The following is a 24,917-nucleotide window of genomic DNA, read 5'->3' as shown; positions in this document are numbered from 1 at the left end:
TTATGAAGCGTAGAAGATTTATTGCCAATAGTTCTTTAGTCGCGGCGGGAACACTAATTTTACCACAAAGCATATTGGCTTCTGAGCAAGATGAGTTTAGTAGTAAAAGACCAATTATATCTGAAAGAAAATTTATAAGTAGTGCTGTTGAAGACACTATTGAAAAAGTGAAAACAGTTATACAAGATGAAGAATTGGCTTGGATGTTTGAAAATTGTTTTCCAAACACATTAGATACTACAATAGATTTTGATATTATTGATGGAAAACCTGATACTTTTGTAATTACTGGAGATATTGATGCGATGTGGTTGCGAGATTCAACTGCGCAAGTATGGCCGTATATGCCATTAATTTCTAAAGATGAAAAATTAAAAACATTAATTAGAGGTTTAATTAATAGACAGGTAAAGTGAGTATTGTTAGATCCGTATGCAAATGCTTTTTATAAGGATACAACAAAAATATCTAAATGGAAATCAGACATAACTCAAATGCTACCTGGAATCCACGAACGAAAATGGGAAATAGATTCGTTGTGTTATGTAATTCGTTTGGCAAATGAATACTATCAAATTACTAAAGATGCTTCTATCTTTGATGAAGAGTGGGACAATGCAATGCGATTAATTGTAAAAACATTTAAAACAGAACAACGTAAAAATAATGAGTCCAACTATAAGTTTAGTCGAGAAACAACTTCTGTAATAGATTCACCTCCATTTGAAGGCACAGGAAGACCAATAAAACCAAACGGATTAATTTGCTCTATGTTCCGACCTTCAGATGATTCAACATTATACCCTTTTTTAATTCCTTCAAATATTTTTGCGGTGCTCTCATTAAATCAATTAGCAACTATTTATGGCAATGTTTTAAATGAAAATGAATTTGCTACTATATGCAAGGAATTGGCTTTAGAAGTTGACGAAGCAATTCAAAAATATGCCGTTTCGGAACATTTAAATTTTGAGAAAATATATGCTTATGAAGTTGATGGTTTTGGGAATAAATTATTTATGGACGATGCTAATGTTCCTTCATTAATGTCTTTAGCTTATTTAGGAGCTCACAAAACAACAGATAAATTATACCAAAATACCCGAAAGTTTTTATTAAGCGATCATAATCCATATTTCTTAAAAGGAAAATATGCAGAAGGACAAGCAAGTCCGCATACAGGTAAAAGTAAAATATGGCCAATGGGAATTATTTTACGAGCAATGACAAGTACTGATGACAAAGAAATTATTAAATGTTTAAAGATGTTAAAAGCTACACATGCTAATACTGGTTTTATGCATGAAGGCTTTAATAAAGATAATCCACAAGATTATTCTAGAGATTGGTTTGCTTGGGCAAATACCTTATTTGGAGAGTTGATTTTGAAAATTTATAAAGAACATAGAGAATTATTAACTCTAACCTATTAAATACGAAATTATGAATAAAATAAGAATGGTATTAATTTTCACAATCGTGTGTTTAATTTCTTGTAAAAATACAGTGGTCAATAACTCAAAAGAGAATAAAATCTTACCCAAAAGAAAAAAGGTTATTGCATATGTAATGGGAGGAAATAATAATTGGGGTGACAATAATGAAAAAGCAAAACAAATAACACATATTAATTATGCATTTGCTAATATAGAAGACGGAAAGGTTGTAGAAGGATACCCAACCGATGGAGAAAATTTAAAAAAATTGAATCAATTAAAACAAGTAAATAAAGATTTAAAAATACTTATATCTATTGGTGGTTGGGGTTGGTCTAAAAATTTTTCTGATGCCGTTTTAACAGAAAAGTCAAGAGAAATATTTGCCCAAAGTGCAGTTGACTTTATGTTAAAACACAATATAGATGGTATTGATTTAGATTGGGAATATCCAGGGCAAAGAGGAGATAATAATAAGTTTAGACCTGAAGATAAAGAGAATTTTACGGCAATTTTAAAGTTAATTAGAGAAAGATTGAATGTTATTTCAGCCAAGAAAAATCAATATTTATTAACTATTGCAACAGGAGCTAATCAAAAGTATTTAGATCATACAAATATGAAAGAGGCGCATCAATACTTAGATTTTATAAATATTATGACTTATGATTTTTTTACAGGAGGATCTAATCGAACAGGGCATCACGCGAACCTATATAAATCCGAATTTAACAATGAGGGTGGAACAAGCGCGTCTAAAGCTGTTGAAGAACATATTAAAGCAGGTATTCCTATTAAAAAGTTGGTTTTAGGAGTGCCATTTTATGGTAGATGGAGGAAAGGAGTAAATCCAAAATATAATGGATTGTACCAGAATTCAACAGGTAAAAGAGGTAGTTATAGTTATAAAACAATAGCAGATAGTTTAAGCAACTCTACTTTTGTTTCATATTGGGATAATAAAGCAAGTGCACCTTATATATGGCGTAGTAAAGATTCTTTGTTTCTAACTTACGAAAATCCTAAGTCGTTAAAGATTAAGTTAGATTATATAAACAACAATGAGTTAGGTGGAATTATGTTTTGGCAATTTAATGGTGATAATGGTGAATTATTGACAACAATTTTAATAAATAATTAAATAGCAGTAATAAATTGTTATTATTTATTGAAATACATTTAATTTAATGTTTAAAATTAGATGTAAAAAAGTATTTTATTCTATTTTTTTTAAACAAAGTATATAAGTATTTACAATATCTCAAACGTTGTAAATCTAATGTAATGCCAATTGCAGAAATAATTTAAGTGATTTTTAACCTATTTATTCTTTTATTTTTCAATTATAAATATCATTCAACTTTGAATTAGTGTAATTGGTCGAAATTAAAAACTTTAAAGAATGCTTTTTTTTAATTTTAGTCATTATTAACTCAAATTTATATAATAAATGATACAAAAAGTATTAAAACTGTTTTTAGTTTTTTGTTTACTAGCTTATTCTAGTATTCAAGCACAAACGGTAACAGGAACTATTACTGATGCCACAGATGGAACTCCATTACCGGGTGTTAATGTGATTATTAAGGGAACGTCAACGGGTGTTTCTTCAGATTTTGATGGAAATTATAGTATTGATGTAAGTAGTGATGCAGCAATATTACAATTCTCATTTTTAGGCTATGCCAATCAAGAAATAACTGTAAGTGGTAAAAGCATTATAAATGTTGCTTTGGTACAGAGTGCAGAATCTCTTGATGAAGTTGTTGTAACAGCTTTAGGTATTAGAAGAGAAAAGAAATCCTTGGGTTACGCAATTCAAGAGATTCAAGGAGATGACATGGTGGAAGCTAGAGAAAATAATATTGCAAATGCATTTGCTGGTAAAGTAAGTGGACTGCAAGTTATTAGAGGTAGTAACGGACCAGCTAGTTCTAGTAAAATTATTTTAAGAGGTAGTAGTTCTCTTTCGGGAGATAACCAACCTTTAATTGTTGTTGATGGAGTACCATTAAATAACTTTACAGGAGCATCTAATAATGATTTTTGGAATCCTTCAACGGATTTAGGAAATGGTTTAAGTGATATTGATCCAGAAACAATTGCAAGTATCTCTGTTTTAAAAGGGGCATCTGCAGCTGCCTTATATGGTTCACGTGCGGGTAATGGTGTAATCTTAATTACAACTAAAAAAGGTAGAACTCAAGATGGATTAGGAATTTCATATTCAATGACTTCTGGTTTTGATACTGTTTTTGCAACGGCTGATCTTCAAAACTCTTATGGTCAAGGAAACAATGGTATTTATGATGTATTGTCAGGAAGTAGCTGGGGTCCAAAAATTGAAGGCCAATCAGTTACCGACTGGGAAGGAAACCAAGTACCAATGAAAGTTTATGATAATATAGGTAATTATCATGATACAGGTATAAGTGTTAACCACAGTTTAACTTTTCAACAGCAAGTTTCTGAAGGTTCTTCTCTTTATTCATCTTTTTCTTATTTAGATGATGATAGTAAATTACCAGGAGCTAAGTTAAAAAGGCTAAACTTATCTACAAGAGCAACTTCTAATTTTGGTCCAAATAAAAGTTGGACTACAGATGTTAAAGTAAACTACATTAAGGCAACAGCAAATAACAGACCATTTGGTGGACAAAATGGTAGTGCATCTTCAGTAGTAAATGGATTTCCAAGATCATTAGATATTACACAATTTAGAGCAGGTACAGATGAGTTTGGATCTATGATTTGGTATAATGAAAATGGTACTAACCCATATTGGTCTGCAAAAAATGCTTTAAGTGAGGACTCTAGAGATCGTTTTTTAATGACAGGTTCTATTAAAAAAGAACTAACAGAATGGTTAACAACTGAAATTAAAGCCGGTGCAGATATGTATACTACAAATTCTGAAAGTAAATTATATGCTGGTGGTCGTAATTTACCAAATGGTTCATATAGTGCAGGTAAAAATACATTTACAGAAACTAACTATAGTGCCTTAATAACTGCGGCTAAAGATAATGTTTTTGGAAAATTTGGAGGATCTGTTACTTTAGGAGGGAATTTAATGTATGCTAAAAGTTCTTCAATTAATGGTTCTTCTGGAGAATTAGAAGTGCCTAACTTATTTTCTTTAAATGCTGGTTTTAATCAACCATCTGTAAGTTCAGGGTTTAGTGAGAAAAAAATTAACTCTGTATACGGTACATTCCAATTAAATTATGATGGTTATTGGTTTTTAGACATTACGGGTCGTAACGACTGGTCTTCAACTTTGCGTGAAGACAACCGTTCTTTCTTTTACCCATCTGTAAGTACCTCTTTAGTTGTTACAGATTTACTTAAAAAATCGGATGTTGATTTACCAGAATGGATAAATTATGGTAAAATTAGAGCTTCTCACGCTCAAGTGGGTAATAGTTTAGGAGCATATCAATTGTATAATTCTTACTGGATTGGTCATGACCCTAATGGTAATACTACAGCAGGAAGAAATGGTACATTATTTAATGATGGACTTAAAAGTGAGTTGATAAAATCTACCGAGTTTGGTATAGAAACAAAATTATTTAGTAATAGAATTAGTTTAGATTTTGCTTGGTATAAATCAAACGCTACTAACCAGTTAATAACTATTCCTTTAAACCCTTTAAGTGGTTATAATGATAAAATGGTGAATGCTGGTGATATTCAAAACCAAGGTGTTGAGTTACAATTAAATGCTAGAGTTTTAAATACAAAAGATTTTTATTGGGATTTAGGATTTAACTATTCTAAAAACGAGAATAAAATCATTAAATTAACAGATGATGTTACCGAAAGAACTTTAGGTGGATTCGATAACGTATCTATCAAAGCTGTAGCCGGAGAGGGGTATGGAGATATTTATGGAACTACTTTTTTAAGAGTTGAAGATGAAACAAGCCCGTATTTTGGTGAATTGTTGTTAACAAACGCTGGTTTACCTGATACAAGCAATCAATCAACTTATTTAGGAAATCAAAATGCAGATGCCTTAATTGGTATTACAAATAGTTTTGCTTATAAAGGTTTAACTTTTGGAATTTCAATAGATGGACGTATTGGAGGGAAAATTTTCTCTGGAACAAATTATAACTTACAACAATCAGGTGTTGCGGCAGCAACAGCTGTAAATGGAAACAGAGAAGACATAGTTGTAGAAGGTGTAATTAATACTGGTACAAATGATGCTCCTGTATATGAACCTAATACAACGGCAGTTTCTCCACAAATTTATTGGGGGTCTATTGCTAGAGGTAATTTAGGTATAACTGAAGCAAACTTATATGATGCAACTAATATACGTATTAGAACCATTCAAGTAAAATATGCAATTCCTACTAGTTTTATTGAAAAATCATTCATTAAGAAAGCTTCTTTAGGTTTCTCTATGAATAATGTAGCAATGATTACAAATCATTTAAATGGTGTGGATCCAGAATCTGTATATGCAATAAGTTCAAACGCTACTGGATTTGAAAACTCATCACCTCCAAGTTCTAGAACATACTTTTTAAACTTATCGGTGAACTTCTAATTTAATAACATAAAATAAAATGAAGAAAAATATAATTTATAAAGCAAGTTTGTTATTAAGTGTAATCTTATTAACATTCTCTTGTGACGATTTTGAAGAGATAAATGTTAACCCAACTGCGGCAAGTGCTGATCAAGTTCAGGTTGAATATTTTATTAATAATTCAATAATTGGAACTCAAATGAACCCACACGTTGCAGAACGTGCCTTTGTACTGTACTGGAAAGCTGCAGGTAGGATGGACGCAATCAATTCACTACCAGCAGGTTATGCAGATGATGGTTGGTCGGGAGATTATTACGGATCAATATCAGGTTGGTTAAATGCAATAAACACAGCTATAGAAATAGGTGAATCTCAAGTAGCAGCTGGAACTGTAAAAGAATACACTAATAATATGTTACAATCTGCTAGAATTTGGAGAGCATATTTAATTAGTGAAATGGCAGATAGTTTTGGACCAACTCCTATTTTAGCTTTTCAAGGAGTAAACCCAGAATTTTCTAGTGTTGAAGATGTGTATTATTATATGTTAGAAGAGTTGAGTGATGCAGTTAATCAATTAGACCCTTCTATTAATGTACCAAGTAGTGTAAGTAATTTAGATGCTTCTTATGGATTTGATTTTGCGAAATGGGAAAAATATGGAAACTCTATGAGAATGCGTTTAGCAATGAGACTTTCTGAAGTAGATCCTGCAAAAGCAAAAACAGAATTTGAAGCTGCTGTTGCTGGAAGTAATTTTATTACAACATTAGACGAAACTTTTCAAGTTCAAGAATTAGGTGGGTGGAATGATCTTACAGGCGTTATGTCTAGAGAATGGAATTCACAATATTTAAATGCAACACTTAGTAATTTATTTGTTGGCTTAGGTAGCGTAAAATCTGTTGATCAATTAAGTGATTATCTTCATGGAGCCGTTAAGCCAGCCGATTATATGGGAGTTAAGTACGAAGATCATTTTACTTTAATGTCTAACGATCCAAATAAAGGATTTTGGTTAGATGGTTTACCAGAAGAAATTGACCCAAGAGCCTATGCAGCTTTTCCAATTCCTGGTGATTTCGATAATCCAGAGTTTTGTTTTTACCCATCTTGGGCGAGTAATGCAAGAGATATTGATAGAGATTTATTAAATGCTGATGGAAGTACATTTAAAACAATAGATGCTACATATACATGGAATGCACCTAACCACGGAAGTTGGGGAGAGAAAGGTTCTAGAAACCAAATTTACAAACATCAAGGTACAACACCTAGATTGCGTTTAAGCATGAGAAACAGTACATCTAAACGAGTTTTCTTTGCACCTTGGGAATCGTATTTCTTAGTAGCAGAAGCTGCTGTAAGAGGATGGAATGTGCCAATGGGTGGTAAACAAGCTTATGAAGCAGGTATATCCGCTAGTTTTGATTATTGGGAGGTTTCAGATTATTTAGGAACTTACTTAGCATCTCAAGATTATAATAGAGTAGGTACGTCTGTAAGTTGGGATCATACTATTGAACCGACATCTAAAACAATGAATTATGTTGATGGATATACTGACGCAACAGGAACAGTTGAGTATACGTACCCAAAAAATGACTTGTATATGAATGGAACTGTTAATAATGATTTATTGACCAAAATTATAACTCAGAAATTTATTGCTCAAAATCCTTGGTTGCCTTTAGAAACTTGGAACGACCATAGAAGATTAGGGTTGCCTTTCTTTGAAAACCCAGCAATTGAAAATCTGATTCCTGATGTTCCTGCCTTAAATACAGGGAACTTTATGACAAGTAATGTTAAGTTTTTCCCTCAACGTTTAAAATTTCCTTCACGTATAGCTAATAGCGATCCTGCTGGATATCAAGAGGCTGTTAATTTATTAGGGGGAGAAGATAATTTATTTACACCTTTATGGTGGGCAAAACAACAATAATACTTCAATAAAAAAGTATTAATTTAATTATTAAAGGCTGTTTAAAAGTATAACTTTTAGACAGCCTTTTTTTAATGTACGATCATAATTATTGTGAGTGGATCATTCTAAAATATTTTACTCACTTGTATTTTATTATATAATTAGTAGTTTGTGATTCTTTGATTTTAAGATTTTAATGTGTTGATTAACATATTTATATGAAAATTTAGGATAGAGTTGTTTTTTTGAATTCAACAGCTTTTTTGTTATAAAGCATAAAATTTGATTTATACGTTTATTTCACCTTTAAAAAATCTAGTTTGTTGAATTAATTATCTTTGGATAGATTTTTTTTATATCTTTAAGTATTATTAACTCAAATTAAATATTGAATGATACAAAAAGTACTAAAACTGTTTTTTGTGATTTTTTTACTAGGTTTTTCTAGTATTCAAGCGCAAACAGTAACAGGAACTATTACAGATGCCATGGATGGAACAGCTCTTCCAGGTGTTAACGTAGTTATTAAAGGCACAACGATTGGTGTCTCTTCGGATTTTGATGGTAAATACAGTATAGACGTGAAAAGTTCTGATGCTGTATTACAATTTTCTTATTTAGGTTATGCAACAAAAGAAGTTGCTGTAAATGGTAAAACAGTAATTGATGTTGCTCTAGACCAAAGTGCTGAATCTTTAAATGAAGTTGTAGTAACTGCATTAGGGATTACAAGAGAAAAGAAATCATTAGGTTATTCTGTATCTGAAATTGATGGTTCATCAGTTTCTCTTGCAAAAGAATCGAATGTTGTTAATTCACTTTCAGGTAAAGTAGCAGGTGTTGTTATAACACAATCTGCATCTGGTCCTGCAGGTGGAACAAGAGTAGTTATTAGAGGTAACAATTCAATTACGGGTAATAACCAGCCTTTATATGTAGTTGATGGGGTTCCAATTGATAATTCAGGTATTGGTTCAGCTAACGGTTCAAATGGGTCAGAATATAACCGTTCAGATTTAGGTACAGGTATATCAGATATAAACTCTGATGATATTGAATCTATGTCAGTTTTAAAAGGTCCTAATGCCGCGGCACTTTATGGATCAAGAGCTAGTAATGGAGTAATTTTAATTACTACTAAAAAAGGAAGTAGTCAAAGCGGATTAGGTATTTCTTTATCTACAAATATTTCGTTTCAAAACCCACTATTTTTGCCTGAATACCAGAATGAATATGGAGCTGGTAAAGATGGAATCTTTGGTGCAGATTTAAATGAAGTAAAAGGAAATGGTTCTTGGGGACCAAAATTTGATGGTTCACAACAATTGTATTACAATGGTGAAAATAGACCTTATGTAGCACAACCTGATAATGTTGAGAACTTTTTCGAAACAGGATCAAATATCGTTAACACTTTGGCTATAAGTAAAAGTACAGAAAACTCTTCATTGCGTTTTTCTTATTCTAACTCGGCAATTCAAAGTATTTTACCGAATTCTGATGTTGATAGAAACAACTTCAATTTAAGAGGATTTAGTAAAATAACTGATAAATTTTCTTTAGATGCAAAAGTTACTTATTTCTTGCAAGACGCAAAAAATCGTGCATCTCAGGGTACAGAAGGTATAATGGCATACGTATATGGTTTAAATAGAAATATAGATATAAATGATTTAAAAACATATCAAAACCTAGACAATGGATATGGTGTAATTTCTGCTACAAATAGTGGAGGAAACCCTTATTGGATTCTTAACCAGGATAAAAACGAAGATAGTAGAAAACGTTTTTCAGGTTTTGCAAAAGCTCAATATGATTTTTCAGATGCTTTTAAAGCATTTGTGAGAGTGGGTACTGATGTTGTTTCTCATGATACTGAAAGCTACAGTGCAGTAGGACATCATTTTTATCCAGCAGGTAGAATAAATTATACTGCAAGTGATCGTTCTGAAACAAATTATGATTTATTATTGATGTATAATAAAGATATTAATGAAGATTTTAATTTAGCGGTTAATGCTGGTGCAAATGCATTGCATTCTACAGTTAGATCATCAAGAATTGCAGGTTCTGATTTTAAAATTCCTGGAAAATACTTTATTGGTAATACAGACCCTTTAAAATTAAGTGTAGGTCAGTCTGATTTAATTGAAAAGAAAGTAAACTCTGTTTACGGATCTGCCTCTTTAGCATATAAAGGAATGGCTTATTTAGATGTAACAGGTAGAAATGACTGGTCATCTGCACTTTCAAGTGAAAATAGATCTTACTTCTATAAATCTGCAAGTTTAAGTATGTTGTTAGATAGAATGTTTGATTTTCAGGGATCAAAAATTAATTTAGCAAAACTACGTTTAAGTTATGCTAATGTTGGTAACGATACTGATCCTCAGCAAATTATAAATTTATTTAATGTAGCTTCAAATGGTTATTTAGGAAACACTACTGTTTCTCGTCCAAACATTAAATTTAGCGAAAGTTTAAGACCAGAAGATGTAACTTCAACTGAACTTGGTTTTGAAATAAAAGCGTTAGGAAATAGATTATTCGCAGACTTTACATATTATTCTATTACTTCAAAAGATTTAATATTTGACGTGCCTGTTGATCCTGCAACTGGATATAGCTATTTTAGAGAAAATGTTGGTGAAATTTCAAATAAAGGTTTTGAGTTTTTAGTAGGAGGTACTCCAATTAAAACTGAAGACTTCCAATGGGATGTAACCTTTAATTTATCTAAAAACGAAAATAAATTGGTTAGCTTAATTGATGGTCAAGACTTTTTTCAATTTAGTTCTACAAATGGAGGAAATATTGATGTAAGAGCACAAGTTGGAGATGGGTTCGGAGATATTTATGGTAAAACCTGGAAAACTACAGATGATGGCCAATTGTTATTAACAGCAACAGGTCGTCCGCAAGCTAGTGAAGAAAGAGTTAAGTTAGGGAATTACCAACCAGATATGACAGGTGGATTTACCAATACACTTAACTACAAAGATTTTGCTTTAAACTTTTTAGTTGACTTTAGAATTGGTGGAGAAGTATATTCAGGTACTGACGCTGCTTTAGATGCAAGAGGTGTTACTAAGAAAACACTTCAATATAGAGAAGGTGGAATAACTGTTGAAGGTGTTTGGGATGATAATGGTACATTAAAACCTAATACAACAAATATTAGTGCACAAGATTATTGGGGAGCAATAAGTGGTATAGCTTCCGAGTATATTATTGAACAAACAAATGTGCGTTTAAGAGAAATAAGTTTATCTTATAATTTCCCAAGAGCTATTCTTGAGAAGACATTTATTAAAAATGCATCTTTAAGTTTAACAGGAAGAAATTTATTCTTTTTATATAAGAAAAGTGATAATTTTGATCCAGAAGCTAGTTATTCAACGAGTAACTTTGCACAGGGGGTATTGTTCTACAACTTGCCAACAACAAGTAGTTTAGGTTTAAGTTTAAATGTTAAATTTTAATAATTTTTAAAATGAGAAATATAAAAATAACAATATATAGTGTTTTAATGTTCTTCACTTTCTCTTGTACAGGAGACTTTGACGAAATAAACACAAACAATCAGGGGTTTGAATCTTCTGATTTAAGTGCTAAATTCTTTATAACAGAAGCACAGTACAAATTATATGCACCAGATCGTTACCCATATTGGAGAGCACATTTAATTCATACAGATAGATATGCTGGTCATTTTACATTTGGAAGTAACGTATCTTGGTGGAATGATGGTCTAGGATATAACTATAGTGGAGGTTATACAGATGCCGCATGGGGATGGTTAGCGGGTTACTTTGGAAACGTTAAATCTTTTATGGATTTAACCAAGACTGGTGCAGAGTTTGAGAATGAAAACATGTATGCAATGGGTTTAATTATGAAATCATTATACTATCAAATGTATACAGATACGTTTGGAATGCTTCCTTATAGTGAAGCAGGTATAGAAGGTAATTTAACACCTAAATACGATTCTCAAAAAGATATTTATAAAGGTATTATTGCAGATTTAGAAGAGGCCATGATAATTATTGGAGACAAAGAAAGAACTGGTACTGGCGTTGCAGATGTTGCTGAGAATGATGTTTATTGTGGAGGAGATTTACAAAAGTGGAAAAAGTTAGCAAATACACTTAAATTAAGAATTGGTATGCGTGCATTAGGTGCTACTGGAGATGATTTTGCAGCGAGCGCTATTAATTCAGCTTTAAATTCACCTTTATTAGATGATGCCTCTGGAAGTGTTACAATGGAAAAGGATATTATTATTGGTCAATGGGGAAGTGCTGCCTACGGAGATATATGGCATAATTTTATCGGTGGTGGATCTTGGTCAGTTGGGGCTACTTTAATTAATCAATTAAAACATACACAAGATCCAAGACTTGCTGTTTATGCTTCACCGGCAAAAGGTGGAGAATTTACATTTGAAGGTACAGGAGCAGATTATCAAGAAAGATTAAGTTTCATATTAACAACATTAGACAATGCTGGAGCTACTTATACAACTAGTACTTCTGGAGATGTTACTACTTTAAATGTAGAAGCTGGCCAGTATATTGGACAACCTACAAGATTAAATGGTGATATTAAACCATTAGTTAAGCTTGATTTGTTTAGTGCACCTGGTGAATTAGTAACTCAAAAAATGGGTGAAGGTGTTGGTGCATACCCAGAAATTATTCTAACAAGTGCGGAGGCTTATTTTTTACAAGCTGAAGCAGCAGTAAGAGGAATGGGATCTGGAGATGCTCAATCATTATTTGCAGACGGAATTAGAGAGGCAATGAATTTGTGGAATATTTCTGACGGAGATATTGAAACCTATATTAGCTCACAAGATGCTGCAAATATTAGTACAGGCACAATGGATGAAAAATTAGAGAAAATAGCGACTCAACGTTGGTTGGTAAGTTATACTGATGGTTTTGAGGCTTGGGCTGTAGTTAGAGATACAGGGTACCCAACTGAGTTATCTCAAGGTGTTTCAAATTCAATTATTTATGAATTAGGAACGTTAAGTGGTGCTTATCCACAACGTATGCGTTATGGTAGTGGAGCGCAATCTAACCCTAATTATACTCAGGCAGTTTCTGAACAAGGACCTGATGTACAGGCTACAAAATTATGGTATGCTAAATAAAAGAATAAGTTAATAAAATTCTTTAAAAAAAGATTTTATTATATATGATTAGCCAAAGCTTATATTTCCGTATAGGTTTTGGCTAATTTTTTATATTTAAACTTTCCACCTGAAATAAAGAAAGTTATTAATAAAATATATTTTATCTTAAGTAAAAAAAATTAAAATGTAATTTTTACGTTTATTTATCCTTTAAAATAAGTCGTTCGTCGAAAAAGTTTAATAGTTTCTTAAAAACTCCGTTTCTTTATGGTGTTATAAAAAATTTCATTGAGTATTTAAAAATTATACTCAGTTTGTAAGTTCGTTTAAACAGTAAAAAAAGTTTAGATTATTTGAATTAAGTTTAAGAGAGCTGCTGGTTACAGCTCTCTTTTTTTGTTTTATTTAAATATATTTTAAAATAGCTATATTTGAAAAAACTTGCTTATGAACTATGAAAACAAATCACTTACTATAAAGTCTTGGGCTGAAGACGATAGACCAAGAGAAAAACTTCTATTAAAAGGTAAAGCAGCACTTTCTGATGCAGAATTAATTGCTATTTTAATCGGTTCTGGAAACAGAAGTGAAACCGCTGTAGATGTATCCAAAAAAATTCTAAATTCTATTGATAATAGCATTAATAAATTAGGAAAACTATCTGTTTTAGATTTACAAAAATTTAAAGGCATTGGAGAAGCAAAAGCAATTTCAATTATTACGGCACTAGAACTTGGAAGAAGAAGGCGATTAGAACAAGCATTAGAGTTGCCAAAAATAACGAGTAGCAAAGCTGTTTTTAACATTATGCAACCCATTATTGGAGAATTACAACACGAAGAATTTTGGATTATTTTTTTAAATAACTCAAATAAAGTATTGTATAAACAGCAATCTAGCAAAGGTGGTTTAACTGGAACTTTAGTAGATGTTAGAATGGTATTTAACAAAGCAATAGAATTATATGCTACTGCAATTATCTTATGTCACAACCATCCTTCGGGTAAGTTACAACCCAGCAATGCCGATAAATTAATAACTACTAAATTAAAGAAAGCTGGAGAAACGTTAGATATTAAAGTGTTGGATCATTTAATTATAACAGAAAATGCGTATTTTAGCTTTGCCGATGAGAGTTTAATGTAGCCATTAGCAAACAATTAATAATCAACAACCCTTAGCCATCAATTAAAAAATGCTCTTAGTTTATACACATAAAGTTACACCAAGGTTAAATTATATTTTTAAGCATTTTTTTGTTAGAATTTTACAAATACCAGTAGTTTTTTCAACTAAAGTAGATGAGTTTGTAGCACATAATGGTCCAAAAATAACCTATTCTAAATCTCCCTTAGGGTCAGAATTTTTTATTAGAAGTCACGATCTATTATTTGATCAAGGTATAAATGATATTGATATTAATATTTTAAATTGGGAAACTGTTCCGTGTTTTTTTCCTGCAGGAGAAGCATCAAGTATTCCTTTTGATATTTTTGCCGCTAGTTTTTATTTAATAAGTAGGTATGAAGAATACTTACCACATGTGCAAGATATGCACGAACGTTTTCCAGTTGAAGAGAGTTTAGCCTTTAAAAATAATTTTTTAGAGAAGCCATTAGTTGATATTTGGGCATACAAATTTCTAGAACATTTAAAAGAAAAATTTCCAACTTATAACTACAAAAAAAGGAATTTTAAATTAATTTCAACAATAGATGTAGATACTGCTTTTGCCTACAAGCATAAAGGGGTTATGAGGTCTTTAGGGGGTTATTTTTTAGATATTTTTAGTTTTAGATTTGTAAATATGTGGCATCGTTTATTAACAAATTTAAACTTAAGAGAAGACCACTACAACACATTTTCTAAATTATTAGATATTAAAAAAGAATATAATGTACCAACGTTATTTTTCTTTTTAATTGGAGATTATACCACGTTTGATAAAAACATTTCTTTTTCAAATAATAAATTTAGATCATTAATAAAATCTGTGGCAGATTATGCTAAAATTGGTTTTAAACCATCCTATTTTTCATTAAAAAATGATGAAAAAAGGAAAAAAGAAAAATTGCGATTAGAAGGTATCATAAACACTCCAATTGTATTTTCCAGACAGCACTTTTTAAGATTAATTATTCCAGAAACCTATCGAAATTTAATTGATCTAGATATCCAAGAAGATTATACTATGGGCTATGCTAAACATGTTGGTTTTAGGGCAAGCACGTGTACCCCTTTTTATTTTTACGATTTAGATTTTGAAATTAAAACTCCCTTAAAGTTATTTCCTTTTGCTTTAATGGATACTTCATTAAAAGATTCTATGGAACTCTCAAATAAAGAAAGTCTCCAAAAAATAATAGATTTAAAAAATGAAGTACAAAAAGTTGATGGTACTTTTATTAGTATATTTCATAATGAAACTTTAAGTGAAAATGAGAAGTGGAAGGGTTGGGGTGCTATCTATAAAGAAATGTTGAGTTAAATAATGATTCGATATTTCAAACAAAACGAAATTGATATTGCTAAATACGATGCTTGCATTGAGGCTTCCATAAACACACGTATTTATGCTTTTAGTTGGTATCTAGATTGTGTTTCAGATAATTGGGACGTATTGGTTTTAAATGATTATGATGCTGTAATGCCGTTGCCTTGGCGACAAAAATATTTTATCAAATATATTTACCCACCAGCTTGGATACAGCAATTGGGAGTTTTTTCGCCAAATGAAATTTCAGAAAAATTAGTGCTGGATTTTATAAATGTCATTCCAAAAAAGTTTAAGAAGGTTACAATTCAATTTAATTCAGACAATAAATTTCAATTGCAAAATGTAACTGAAAGAGTGAATTACATTTTGCCATTGAATAAACCATATGAAGAGATTTATAAGGGGTATAGAAAGGATAGGAAAGATAGGCTTAAACAAGTTAAAAGTAAAAATTATATTGTAAGAAAAATCAATATTGAAGATTTAGTTTACGCAGGAAAAAAGTATTATTCTTATTTAAAAATTAAAGAAGAAGATTATTCAAAGTTAAAAGAATTGTCGATTTCAATTAAAAATAATAATAATGGTTTTCTTTTAGGTGTTTATACAAATAACAATCAGTTTTTGGGTGGTTCATTTTTATTGAAAGATAAGTCAAGAATTACATATTTATTTTCTGTAGCTACAGAAATTGGAAAGAAAGATCAAATAATAAGCCAAGTAGTAAATGAAATAATTGAAGAACATTCAAATTGTAATTTAGTATTAGATTTTGAAGGTTCAATGATTGATGGTATTGCTAGTTTTTATAGAAGTTTTGGTGCGATAGAAGAAGAATATTTTAGCTTTGAAAAAAGTTTCCATCTATTTTAGAAATTCGGAATAAATTTCTGGGATTTTTTTATTAAATATAATTGTTGAAAAATCTTCTAGATACTCATCTTTGATTTTAACAACTTTACAGGGGTTACCAACAGCAATAGAGTTTGAAGGAATGTCTTTAATTACAATGCTTCCTGCTCCAATAACAACATTATCGCCAATTTTTACGCTTGGTAAAATAACAGTATTGGCTCCAACCCAAACATTATTTCCAATTTTTATGGGATTACTTTCTATTTGATTTCTAAAATTATTAATGTTATGATTTGATGAAATAATTTTAACACCAGGTCCTAATTCAATATTTGATCCAAAATGTATTCCATTTGTTGCTTGTATATAGTTACTTAAGTTATCTCCCGGATCACATAATATACCTTTTGTAATATTTAGATGATCTATTACTTTAGATGTAAAATGAACGGGCCATTTTACTTTTGGGTTTAATCTAAATAACTTTTGAGGGATTAAATAATGGAAAAACAAAATATAATACCTAGTATAGCCATATTTAGGTCTGTAATATTCAGGGTAGAAAAAATTAATAAACCAACCAAAAAGCAGAAAGTCAATTTTATCTATTAAAGTTGTTTTTCTCATAAATTATTTTTTAATCAAGTTTTTAACAAAGTAGAGATACCATTGAATATTAACATCATTGAACGTTTTAATATTTGTATTATAATGTAAGTTATTTTTTTTAAGAGATTTCACCATTTCACCTGTTATAGTTTGAGAATTTAACCAGTCGTTTTTTCTTAAAAAATGATTAATAATAAATTTTGGAAAAATTAATTTAATAATCTCTTTAATTTTTTGAGAATAAATTTGAAGTAAATTCGGTTGTAATTCTTTATCAAACTTTAAATTGTATTGTTCAAAATAATAGTTTTTTAAGATGTCATCATATAAAAACTTCATTTTTTTATATTCAATTGGTACATTTTTAAAAAAAGATAGAAGTTCTTTGTCCCAATATGGAAATCGATGTTCATACCCACAATATATATATCCTAAAGAATCTTTAAAAATAATTTTTGTGATCTTTTCTTTAATATCAAAATCTTCAAAGACCGAATAATGTATGTTGTTTTGATAATTTCTATCAAAATCTAATAGTAATTCTTTTACTGTATTTTTAATTGCTTCTTTTGATTTGTTTGAGATTTTATTGTGATTAAATTTTTCTTTTAAAATTAAATTTGGGATTTCAGAAGATTTTAAATTTTCAGGGATAACTTTTAAAAATTGACTGCCACCCAAAAAATCGCCCGAATGTCCAGGTATAAAAATTGAATCTGATGGTATAAGATTATTTTCAGAAAGGTACTTAACAGCAAAATAATCTTGTAAAGAAGGCATTGAAATATAGTTACACGTAAAATGTGCAAATTTTTTAAATTTTTCTGATCCAATATAGTTTTCAATTAGCTCGTTCGTATACTCAACATAAATCCATTTATAACCTAATTCACTTGCAACTTTTTTGGAATTGTGTAGTTCTAAATTATTTTTTTTGCCATAAGTAAAGCAAATAACATTTTTATAATTGTGTTTTTTTAACATTAGTACAATTAGACGAGAATCGTAGCCACCACTTAAGGGAATAACTACGGTTCTATTATTTAATGAAACAATTAAGCGATTAAAAGTGTTTTCGAAAGCTTCAATAGCTTGCTTTCTTAATTTTGAATATTCAGAATTGTTAACTTTCTTAGTTGCATAAGAAAAGAAAAAATCTCGTTTTGTAATTGTATTGTTTGCAAAAATTATATATTCATTCGATTGAAGACAAAATATGTTATTTAATAGCGTTTTATTACCTAATGTATAACCGGACGCTAAGAATTCATTTGATGAGTTTTTGTTAATTTCTTGAAGATTAAATTTTTCTTTTAGGTATTCAACATTATCGCTAAGAAATAATTCAGTATTAATAAATGTATAAAATAAAGGAAAAACTCTAGTTGTATCTGAAGCGATTAATGTTTTATTATTCAGTTTAATTAATACAGTAAAAATCCCATTAATTTCTTTAATTTTCTTTATAAATTGAGCATCACTTTTTATATTAGTAAAAAAAGAAATCAAATTTTCTTTCTCATAATAATTATTTTTAGAATCAAAAAAACTACCTTTTATATAAATACTCTGATTAGAATACCAATGAAAACCTCTATTGTTTTTTAAAAATATTTTTGACATTTAAAAGAGAAATTAATTATTGTAAGCACTATTTTCAATAATATTTGATTGTTTCGTTATTTTTAGAAAATAAAAAAAACATATAAATCCAAAAACAACTCCAACTCCTGAGAAAAACATAAGCGAAATTTTAAGATCATTATATATTATAAATCCTAAATATAATGCGAAAAACCTTGAAGCAAGTAAAATTATCTCGTAAATTAAAAAGATTTTTTGTTTGTTTAAAATTTCTATAAGTGATGAAATTGGTGAATTTAAAAACATGATAAATAACCATGGTAATAGAATTCTGACATATGCTCCAGTTTCATTCCAATTATTTCCGAAAATATAATCTAAAAAATATGAAATTATAAAAATGGGGGTAAATATTGAAAGGGCAGCTATAAAAAGTTTTTTTTGCATTGCTTTTAATAATTTAAAAAGGTCGCCATTATTATTATATAATTTACTAGCTTCATTAAAAAAAACTAAACTAATTGATTGTCCAACTATTCCTGGAGGTGTTTTAGAAATCTTTACAGCTAATCCATATAAACCAGCCGTTCCAAATCCAAAATATTTTGAAATAAGCATTACAGGTAATTCGTTTGATAAGTTATTTGTAAAGGTTAGAATGGTGTTAAAAAGAGGAATATCTCTATATTTAGAAATGAGATAAAACATTCTTTTTATCGATATATGATTTTTTAGACTTAATACACTTTTAAAAGAAAGTTTAATTAATATGATAAAATTAAAAAATTGACCAAAAATCAATCCAGGAATTAATCCAATCGATTTAAAACTGCTAATACCTGTTAACAATTGAACAAAACTCATTGTTCCAGATTTCGAGATGGTACCAATAGTAATATTTTTATAGGTATTATTTCTATTATTCCAATATTCTAAAGCTGTAATATTTCCAATTAAAAAAACACTTAATGGTATAAGGTATATTAAATTTGATAATTGTTGAATGTTAAGAAGTGATGCTAAATTATTCTTAAAAAGAAAAATTATTACTATTAAGAATAGCGTAAACAACAGTATTAATAGAGAGTTAAATACAAATATGTTTATAGCATCTTTATCTCTTTTTGGCAATATAATAGCCAATTCAAAGTTTAGTGTTGCAAGTGTTTTTAGTAATATTACTGTCGATGAAAATAATGTAAAAATTCCAAAAGCTTCCTTTGAAAACATTCTTGTTAATACAGGAATTGATAAAAAGACTATTAATTGTCCAATTACAGAACCGGTTAAAAGAGTTAGGAAGTTTTTTGCAAATTTATTTTTAAATTTTTCCTTAAAGTAAGTTTGAATAGGCATTTTGTTTTAGTAATATTAAATAATATTTTATGAAAAAAAGAATAAATTATTCTATAGTTAAAAACTATTTTAATTACTTTGCTCAAATATATAATAAATGAAACACATCAACCACATATTTTTTGACTTAGATCATACACTTTGGGATTTTGAAACCAATTCTGATATTGCATTCGATACAATTTTTAAAAAACACAATGTAAAAATAGATTTAGAAAAATTTCTAAATTATTATAGAGGCATCAATCAAAAATATTGGAAATTATATAGAGAAGAAAAAATTACCAAAGAAGATCTGCGAGTTGGAAGACTAAAAGATACTTTTGAAATAATAAAATTTGATGCTACTAGTAGTTTAATAGATAATTTGTCTGTTGATTATATTGAGTATTTACCAAATAATAATCAGCTTTTTGAAGGAACTCATGAACTGTTAGACTATCTTAAACCAAACTACCAAATGCATATTATAACAAATGGTTTTAATGAAGTACAATCAAAAAAGTTAAAAAATTCTAAGTTAGATCACTATTTTAGTCAAATAATAACTTCAGAAAATGCGGGTGTTAAAAAGCCAAATCCATATATATTTAACTACGCTTTAAATAAGGCAAATGCTTTAACAAGCGAGTCGATTATGATTGGTGATAACTGGGAAGCTGATATAATGGGAGCTAAAAATGTTGGTTTAGATGTAATTTTTTGTAATTTTAATAAAGAACTAGTCTCAGAAAGTATTAAGTCTGTCAGCATATTAAGCGAAATAAAGAAATATCTTTAAAAAATATCTTATGAATAAATCAATTTTAATTGCCTTCTTTTTAATTTTCAGTAGTTACTTAAGTTTTGCTCAAAAAAATATAAACAATTATAAATTTATAATTGTTCCTAAACAATACGAGTTTCAAAAAAGTGAAGATAGTTATCAAATTAATTCTTTAACCAAATTTTTATTTGAAAGAGCTGGTTTTATCACATTTTTTTCGACAGATAAATTTCCTAAAGAATTAGCAAGTAATAGTTGTATGGCGCTAAAAGCAATTATTAAGGATAAATCAGGAATGTTTAATACAAAATTGAATATTGATTTGGTTGATTGTTATAACAACGTTGTTTTTTCTACCGGCGAAGTTAAATCTAAAGAAAAAGATTATAAAAAAGCTTATCAAGAAACAATTAGATTAACTTTTGAAGATATTGAAGCACTTAATTATAGTTACAATCCAGTAAATGTTTCTGAAGTTAAAAACGTTGAGATTGAAGCAGAGAAGTTAGAAGTTATTCAAAAGCCAGTTATAAAAGAAGTTGTGCCAAAAGTTGATAATGCTAAAACTGATAAAGCAGTTAAAATGACTAAAATTAAGGATATAGCGACTCCTATGAAAAAAGAAGTTAAAAGAACTGAAGATAAACTTTCAGCAATATATTTGTTAGAAGGAACCTATTTATTTGATACTTGGGGGAAAAGTTGTATTTCTAAAAAAGATAATGAATATTCTGTTACAGGGGGAGATGAAAATGTGGAGCTTGCGACTATCTATAAAACTTCAAAGCCAACTATTTTTATTATAAAATGGCGTGCATTTAAACAACCTCAATTAGTTGAAATAGATGTTAATGGAAACTTAAATGTAGATACCGATACGGGTAAAAAAGTGTATAAAAGAATGTAGTTTGTAAAGGTGAAATGCTTAAAGTTACAAAGTGGTAGAGGAACAAAAGTTCAAATTTGATAGTTATGTTGGTTTAACTGTTACTGAGCAGGGTCTTAATAAATTGAAAAATACGACTGTGGCAATCTTACTATCTTAGTTTTGTGTTAGAAGGGTTAAAGTTTCAAAGTTTTAGAGAGAAAACATGGATTAGTTAGAGTTGTAAGTTGAATTTATTCCGAATTTTGATTAAAAACTAATACTCATATTTCTTTCCCCATTTAGTTTTTAAAAATGCTCTGAGGTTATTTTCTCTTGGGTTTGATCCAGGTTCAAATAATTTAGTATTTTTTATTTCATTTGGTAAAAATTCTTGCTCGGCAAAATTATCTTCATAGTTATGTGCATACTTATATTCTTTACCATAATCTAATTCTTTCATTAGCTTGGTAGGAGCGTTTCTTAGGTGTAATGGTACAGACAAGTCGCCTGTTTCTTTAACCAACGCCTGCGCCTTTCCAATGGCTTCATAACTAGCGTTACTTTTGGGTGAGCTTGCTAAATAAACAGCACACTGACTTAAAATAATCCTTGACTCTGGAAATCCAATAGTTGTTACTGCTTGGAATGTATTATTTGCCATAATTAAAGCTGTAGGATTTGCGTTACCAATATCTTCACTTGCTAAAATTAATAATCTTCTGGCAATAAATTTGGCATCTTCTCCACCTTCAATCATTCTAGCGAGCCAATATACAGCAGCATTAGGATCACTTCCTCTAATTGATTTTATAAAAGCAGAAATAATATCGTAATGTTGCTCACCAGTTTTATCATAGAGAACCGTATTTTTTTGAATTTTTGAAAGTACCAACTCATTGGTGATAACAATTGGTTCATCTTCAGAGTTTACTACTAGTTCAAAAATGTTCAATAATTTTCTTGCATCACCGCCAGAAACTCTTAACAAAGCTTCCGTTTCTTTAATTTTTATATTTTTCTCTGAAATAAACTTATCAGTATGTAAAGCACGTTCTAATAAATCTTCTAAATCACTTTTACTAAATGAATTTAAAATGTACACTTGACAACGGGAAAGTAATGCAGGAATTACTTCAAAACTAGGATTTTCAGTTGTTGCACCAATTAATGTTACCCAGCCTTTTTCTACCGCGCCTAATAGCGAATCTTGCTGGGATTTACTAAATCTATGTATTTCATCAATAAATAAAATAGGGTTTTTCTCTGTAAATAATCCACCACTTTGTTTTGCTTTAGCAATTACATCCCTCACATCTTTAACTCCAGAACTTATGGCACTTAGTGTGTAAAAAGGTCTTTTAGATTCTTGTGCAATAATATTTGCCAAGGTTGTTTTTCCAATTCCTGGTGGTCCCCATAAAATTAATGAAGGAATAATACCCCTTTTTATATGTTGCGTTAAAGCTCCGTTTTTGCCAACCAAATGTTGCTGACTAATATAGTCATCTAAAGTTTTTGGACGGATGCGTTCTGCTAAAGGTTCATTCATGTTGTAAAAATACTAATTATGTTGCATTTTTTAATTATGAAATGCAAATTAAGAATTACAGGATAATGGTTTCTTATTTAATTTAGAATTACTGACAATATTTCGCATTAAAATATTTTGGACTTATATTTGTTATTTCAAACAATCTATGGAACATCAAAATTTTAAATATTCTAGAAGAGTAGTTGGATTTCCTATTTTTGTGATTTTTTTGCTCTGGATTATATACTTTATTGAAATAAAATTTGGTTATAACTTTAATAAATATGGTATTTATCCGCAAAAGGTGAGTGGTTTAAAAGGAATTTTCTTTTCCCCATTTATACATGGTAGTGCTAAACACTTATTTAATAACTCAATTCCTTTATTAGTTATGTTAATTAGTTTGTTTTATTTTTATCACAAAATTGCAATTAAAGTACTTTTTTTTGGGTTGCTTCTTTCTGGCTTACTTACGTGGTCTTTTGCACGTCCCTCTTATCATATTGGAGCAAGTGGAGTAGTGTATTTATTAGTAAGTTTCATTTTCTTTAGTGGAATTTTTAGAAAATATTACAGACTTACCGCCCTGTCTTTAATTGTTGTTTTTTTATATGGTGGAATGGTTTGGTATATTTTTCCTTCTGAAGATAGAATATCATGGGAAGGACATTTGGCTGGATTTTTAGTCGGTTTTATTTTTGCGTTTCTCTATAGAAAATTAGGTCCACAACCTGAACAATTCGAATTCTCTAAAAACGAGGAATTTGAAAATCTTTTTGATGAAGAAGGTAATTTTAATCCACCCGAAGAGGAGCGTTATTCAGAAGATTAAAAAATCGTGTACATTAAAAATATAAAGGATTACAACTACTGTTAAAAGTTGTACGTCTTTTTTTAAAAGTCGAGCAACAAAAAAAAATAGTCGGGCAACTTATTTTAATAGTTGGTTAACTAATTTTAAAAGTCGGTCAACTTTTGTTTTATAGAGGGCTTTATGCTAATCGCTGTCTTGTGGCTTCATATAAAAATGCTCCACAGGCAACAGAAACATTTAAAGACTCAATTTCTCCCAATAATGGTAGTTTTGCTTTATTATCTACAATTTTTAAAATTGAAGGATTGATACCTCTATCCTCAGATCCCATAATAATAGCAGTTGGTTTTGTTAGGTCTATGCTATAAATTAGATTGTCTGTTTTTTCTGTAGCAGCTACTATTTGAATTTCTTCAGCTTGCAGTTGAAAAACCGCATCTTTTATATGGTCAACTTTACAAATCGGCATTTTAAAAGCTGCTCCTGCAGAAGTTTTAATGGTGTCTGCACTAATTGGCGCGTTTCCTTGTTTCTGAATAATAATGCCATTTACGCCAGTACATTCGGCAGTTCTTATAATTGCTCCAAAGTTTCGAACATCAGAAATTTGATCGAGTAATAAGAATAAAGGTGTTGTGTTTTTTTCTAATGTTGTAGCTATTAAACTCTCCAAATCAACAAAATCTATTGGAGATATTTGTGCAGCAACACCTTGGTGGTTATTGTTTTTAGAAAATCTATTTAGTTTTTCTATAGGAACATAACTGTTTGAAATATTATGTTTTTTTATAAGTGTATTTAACTCCGAAAACAACGGTCCGTTTAAACCTTTTTGAAGGTATACTTTACTAATTGTTTTTCCTGAATTAATTGCTTCTATAACAGCTCTAAGACCAAATATTTTTGAAACTTCGTTTTCCATTTTGCAAATGTAGCTAAAATAAATTAACCATTTGTAAGGACTTAATTAGTACATATAATA

At 29.6% G+C, this 24,917-nt stretch carries 16 protein-coding genes and 1 pseudogene; 12 read left to right on the top strand and 5 right to left on the bottom strand.

Annotated elements, in window-relative coordinates:
• Window positions 1-2 precede the first annotated feature (2 nt).
• The 9 genes and pseudogenes from IEW75_RS07245 to IEW75_RS07205 all read left to right on the top strand — a co-directional run bounded on the left by IEW75_RS07245 (window position 3) and on the right by IEW75_RS07205 (window position 16,425).
• Window positions 3-1,433: pseudogene (locus IEW75_RS07245) on the top strand (glycoside hydrolase family 125 protein).
• 10 nt (window positions 1,434-1,443) lie between these two features.
• Window positions 1,444-2,577 carry a glycoside hydrolase family 18 protein gene (locus IEW75_RS07240; protein ID WP_134248771.1) on the top strand — a complete coding sequence of 378 codons (1,134 nt, stop codon included), beginning with the start codon at window positions 1,444-1,446 and terminating at the stop codon, window positions 2,575-2,577.
• Window positions 2,578-2,886: 309 nt separating this feature from the next.
• On the top strand, window positions 2,887-6,000 hold the full coding sequence (locus IEW75_RS07235; RefSeq protein ID WP_134248772.1) for a SusC/RagA family TonB-linked outer membrane protein: 3,114 nt from the start codon (window positions 2,887-2,889) through the stop codon (window positions 5,998-6,000).
• Between the two features lie 19 nt (window positions 6,001-6,019).
• The gene (locus IEW75_RS07230) at window positions 6,020-7,930 is read left to right on the top strand and encodes a SusD/RagB family nutrient-binding outer membrane lipoprotein (RefSeq protein ID WP_134248773.1); all 1,911 of its coding nucleotides are present in this window, start codon (window positions 6,020-6,022) and stop codon (window positions 7,928-7,930) included.
• A gap of 404 nt (window positions 7,931-8,334) precedes the next feature.
• Entirely contained in the window at window positions 8,335-11,394 is a 3,060-nt protein-coding gene (locus IEW75_RS07225) for a SusC/RagA family TonB-linked outer membrane protein (protein WP_229714411.1), read from the top strand.
• Between the two features lie 11 nt (window positions 11,395-11,405).
• Window positions 11,406-13,073 carry a SusD/RagB family nutrient-binding outer membrane lipoprotein gene (locus IEW75_RS07220; RefSeq protein ID WP_134248775.1) on the top strand — a complete coding sequence of 556 codons (1,668 nt, stop codon included), beginning with the start codon at window positions 11,406-11,408 and terminating at the stop codon, window positions 13,071-13,073.
• Between the two features lie 429 nt (window positions 13,074-13,502).
• Complete coding sequence (gene radC, locus IEW75_RS07215) at window positions 13,503-14,201, top strand: RadC family protein (protein WP_134248776.1); 699 nt, start codon at window positions 13,503-13,505, stop codon at window positions 14,199-14,201.
• Window positions 14,202-14,250: 49 nt separating this feature from the next.
• On the top strand, window positions 14,251-15,543 hold the full coding sequence (locus IEW75_RS07210) for a polysaccharide deacetylase family protein (protein WP_134248777.1): 1,293 nt from the start codon (window positions 14,251-14,253) through the stop codon (window positions 15,541-15,543).
• A 3-nt stretch (window positions 15,544-15,546) separates the two neighbouring features.
• Entirely contained in the window at window positions 15,547-16,425 is an 879-nt protein-coding gene (locus IEW75_RS07205) for a hypothetical protein (RefSeq protein WP_134248778.1), read from the top strand.
• On the opposite strand, the gene IEW75_RS07200 is transcribed toward IEW75_RS07205, so the two are convergent.
• Genes IEW75_RS07200 through IEW75_RS07190 form a run of 3 tightly spaced genes read right to left on the bottom strand, consistent with a single transcriptional unit; the run spans window position 16,417 to window position 19,956 of the window.
• On the bottom strand, window positions 16,417-17,034 hold the full coding sequence (locus IEW75_RS07200) for a DapH/DapD/GlmU-related protein (RefSeq protein ID WP_134248779.1): 618 nt from the start codon (window positions 17,032-17,034) through the stop codon (window positions 16,417-16,419). The two genes, IEW75_RS07205 and IEW75_RS07200, sit on opposite strands and share 9 nt — an antisense overlap.
• 3 nt (window positions 17,035-17,037) lie before the next feature.
• Window positions 17,038-18,639, bottom strand: a complete 1,602-nt coding sequence (locus IEW75_RS07195) for an asparagine synthase C-terminal domain-containing protein (protein ID WP_134248780.1) — start codon at window positions 18,637-18,639, stop codon at window positions 17,038-17,040.
• Window positions 18,640-18,651: 12 nt separating this feature from the next.
• Window positions 18,652-19,956 (bottom strand): lipopolysaccharide biosynthesis protein, encoded by a 1,305-nt coding sequence (locus IEW75_RS07190; RefSeq protein WP_134248781.1) that lies wholly within the window; start codon window positions 19,954-19,956, stop codon window positions 18,652-18,654.
• A gap of 97 nt (window positions 19,957-20,053) precedes the next feature.
• On the opposite strand from IEW75_RS07190, the gene IEW75_RS07185 reads away from it, so the two are divergent.
• Together IEW75_RS07185 and IEW75_RS07180 are read left to right on the top strand one after the other, a co-directional pair.
• Complete coding sequence (locus tag IEW75_RS07185; RefSeq protein ID WP_134248782.1) at window positions 20,054-20,737, top strand: YjjG family noncanonical pyrimidine nucleotidase; 684 nt, start codon at window positions 20,054-20,056, stop codon at window positions 20,735-20,737.
• Window positions 20,738-20,747: 10 nt separating this feature from the next.
• Window positions 20,748-21,629, top strand: coding sequence for a hypothetical protein (locus IEW75_RS07180; RefSeq protein WP_134248783.1), 882 nt, complete (start codon window positions 20,748-20,750; stop codon window positions 21,627-21,629).
• Between the two features lie 235 nt (window positions 21,630-21,864).
• Here the strand turns inward: IEW75_RS07180 and IEW75_RS07175 are convergent, their stop codons facing one another.
• The gene (locus tag IEW75_RS07175; RefSeq protein ID WP_134248784.1) at window positions 21,865-23,139 is read right to left on the bottom strand and encodes a replication-associated recombination protein A; all 1,275 of its coding nucleotides are present in this window, start codon (window positions 23,137-23,139) and stop codon (window positions 21,865-21,867) included.
• Window positions 23,140-23,287: 148 nt separating this feature from the next.
• On the opposite strand from IEW75_RS07175, the gene IEW75_RS07170 reads away from it, so the two are divergent.
• Window positions 23,288-23,953, top strand: a complete 666-nt coding sequence (locus tag IEW75_RS07170; RefSeq protein WP_134248785.1) for a rhomboid family intramembrane serine protease — start codon at window positions 23,288-23,290, stop codon at window positions 23,951-23,953.
• 160 nt (window positions 23,954-24,113) lie between these two features.
• Here IEW75_RS07170 and rlmB read toward each other — a convergent pair whose 3' ends face one another.
• Entirely contained in the window at window positions 24,114-24,857 is a 744-nt protein-coding gene (gene rlmB, locus IEW75_RS07165; RefSeq protein ID WP_134248786.1) for a 23S rRNA (guanosine(2251)-2'-O)-methyltransferase RlmB, read from the bottom strand.
• Between the last annotated feature and the right edge of the window lie 60 nt (window positions 24,858-24,917).

The organism is Lutibacter litoralis, assembly GCF_014646675.1.
Lineage (GTDB): Bacteria > Bacteroidota > Bacteroidia > Flavobacteriales > Flavobacteriaceae > Lutibacter > Lutibacter litoralis.
The sequence above is the reverse complement of the archived record's forward strand: the minus strand, read 5'-3'. Positions and strand labels throughout refer to the sequence as shown.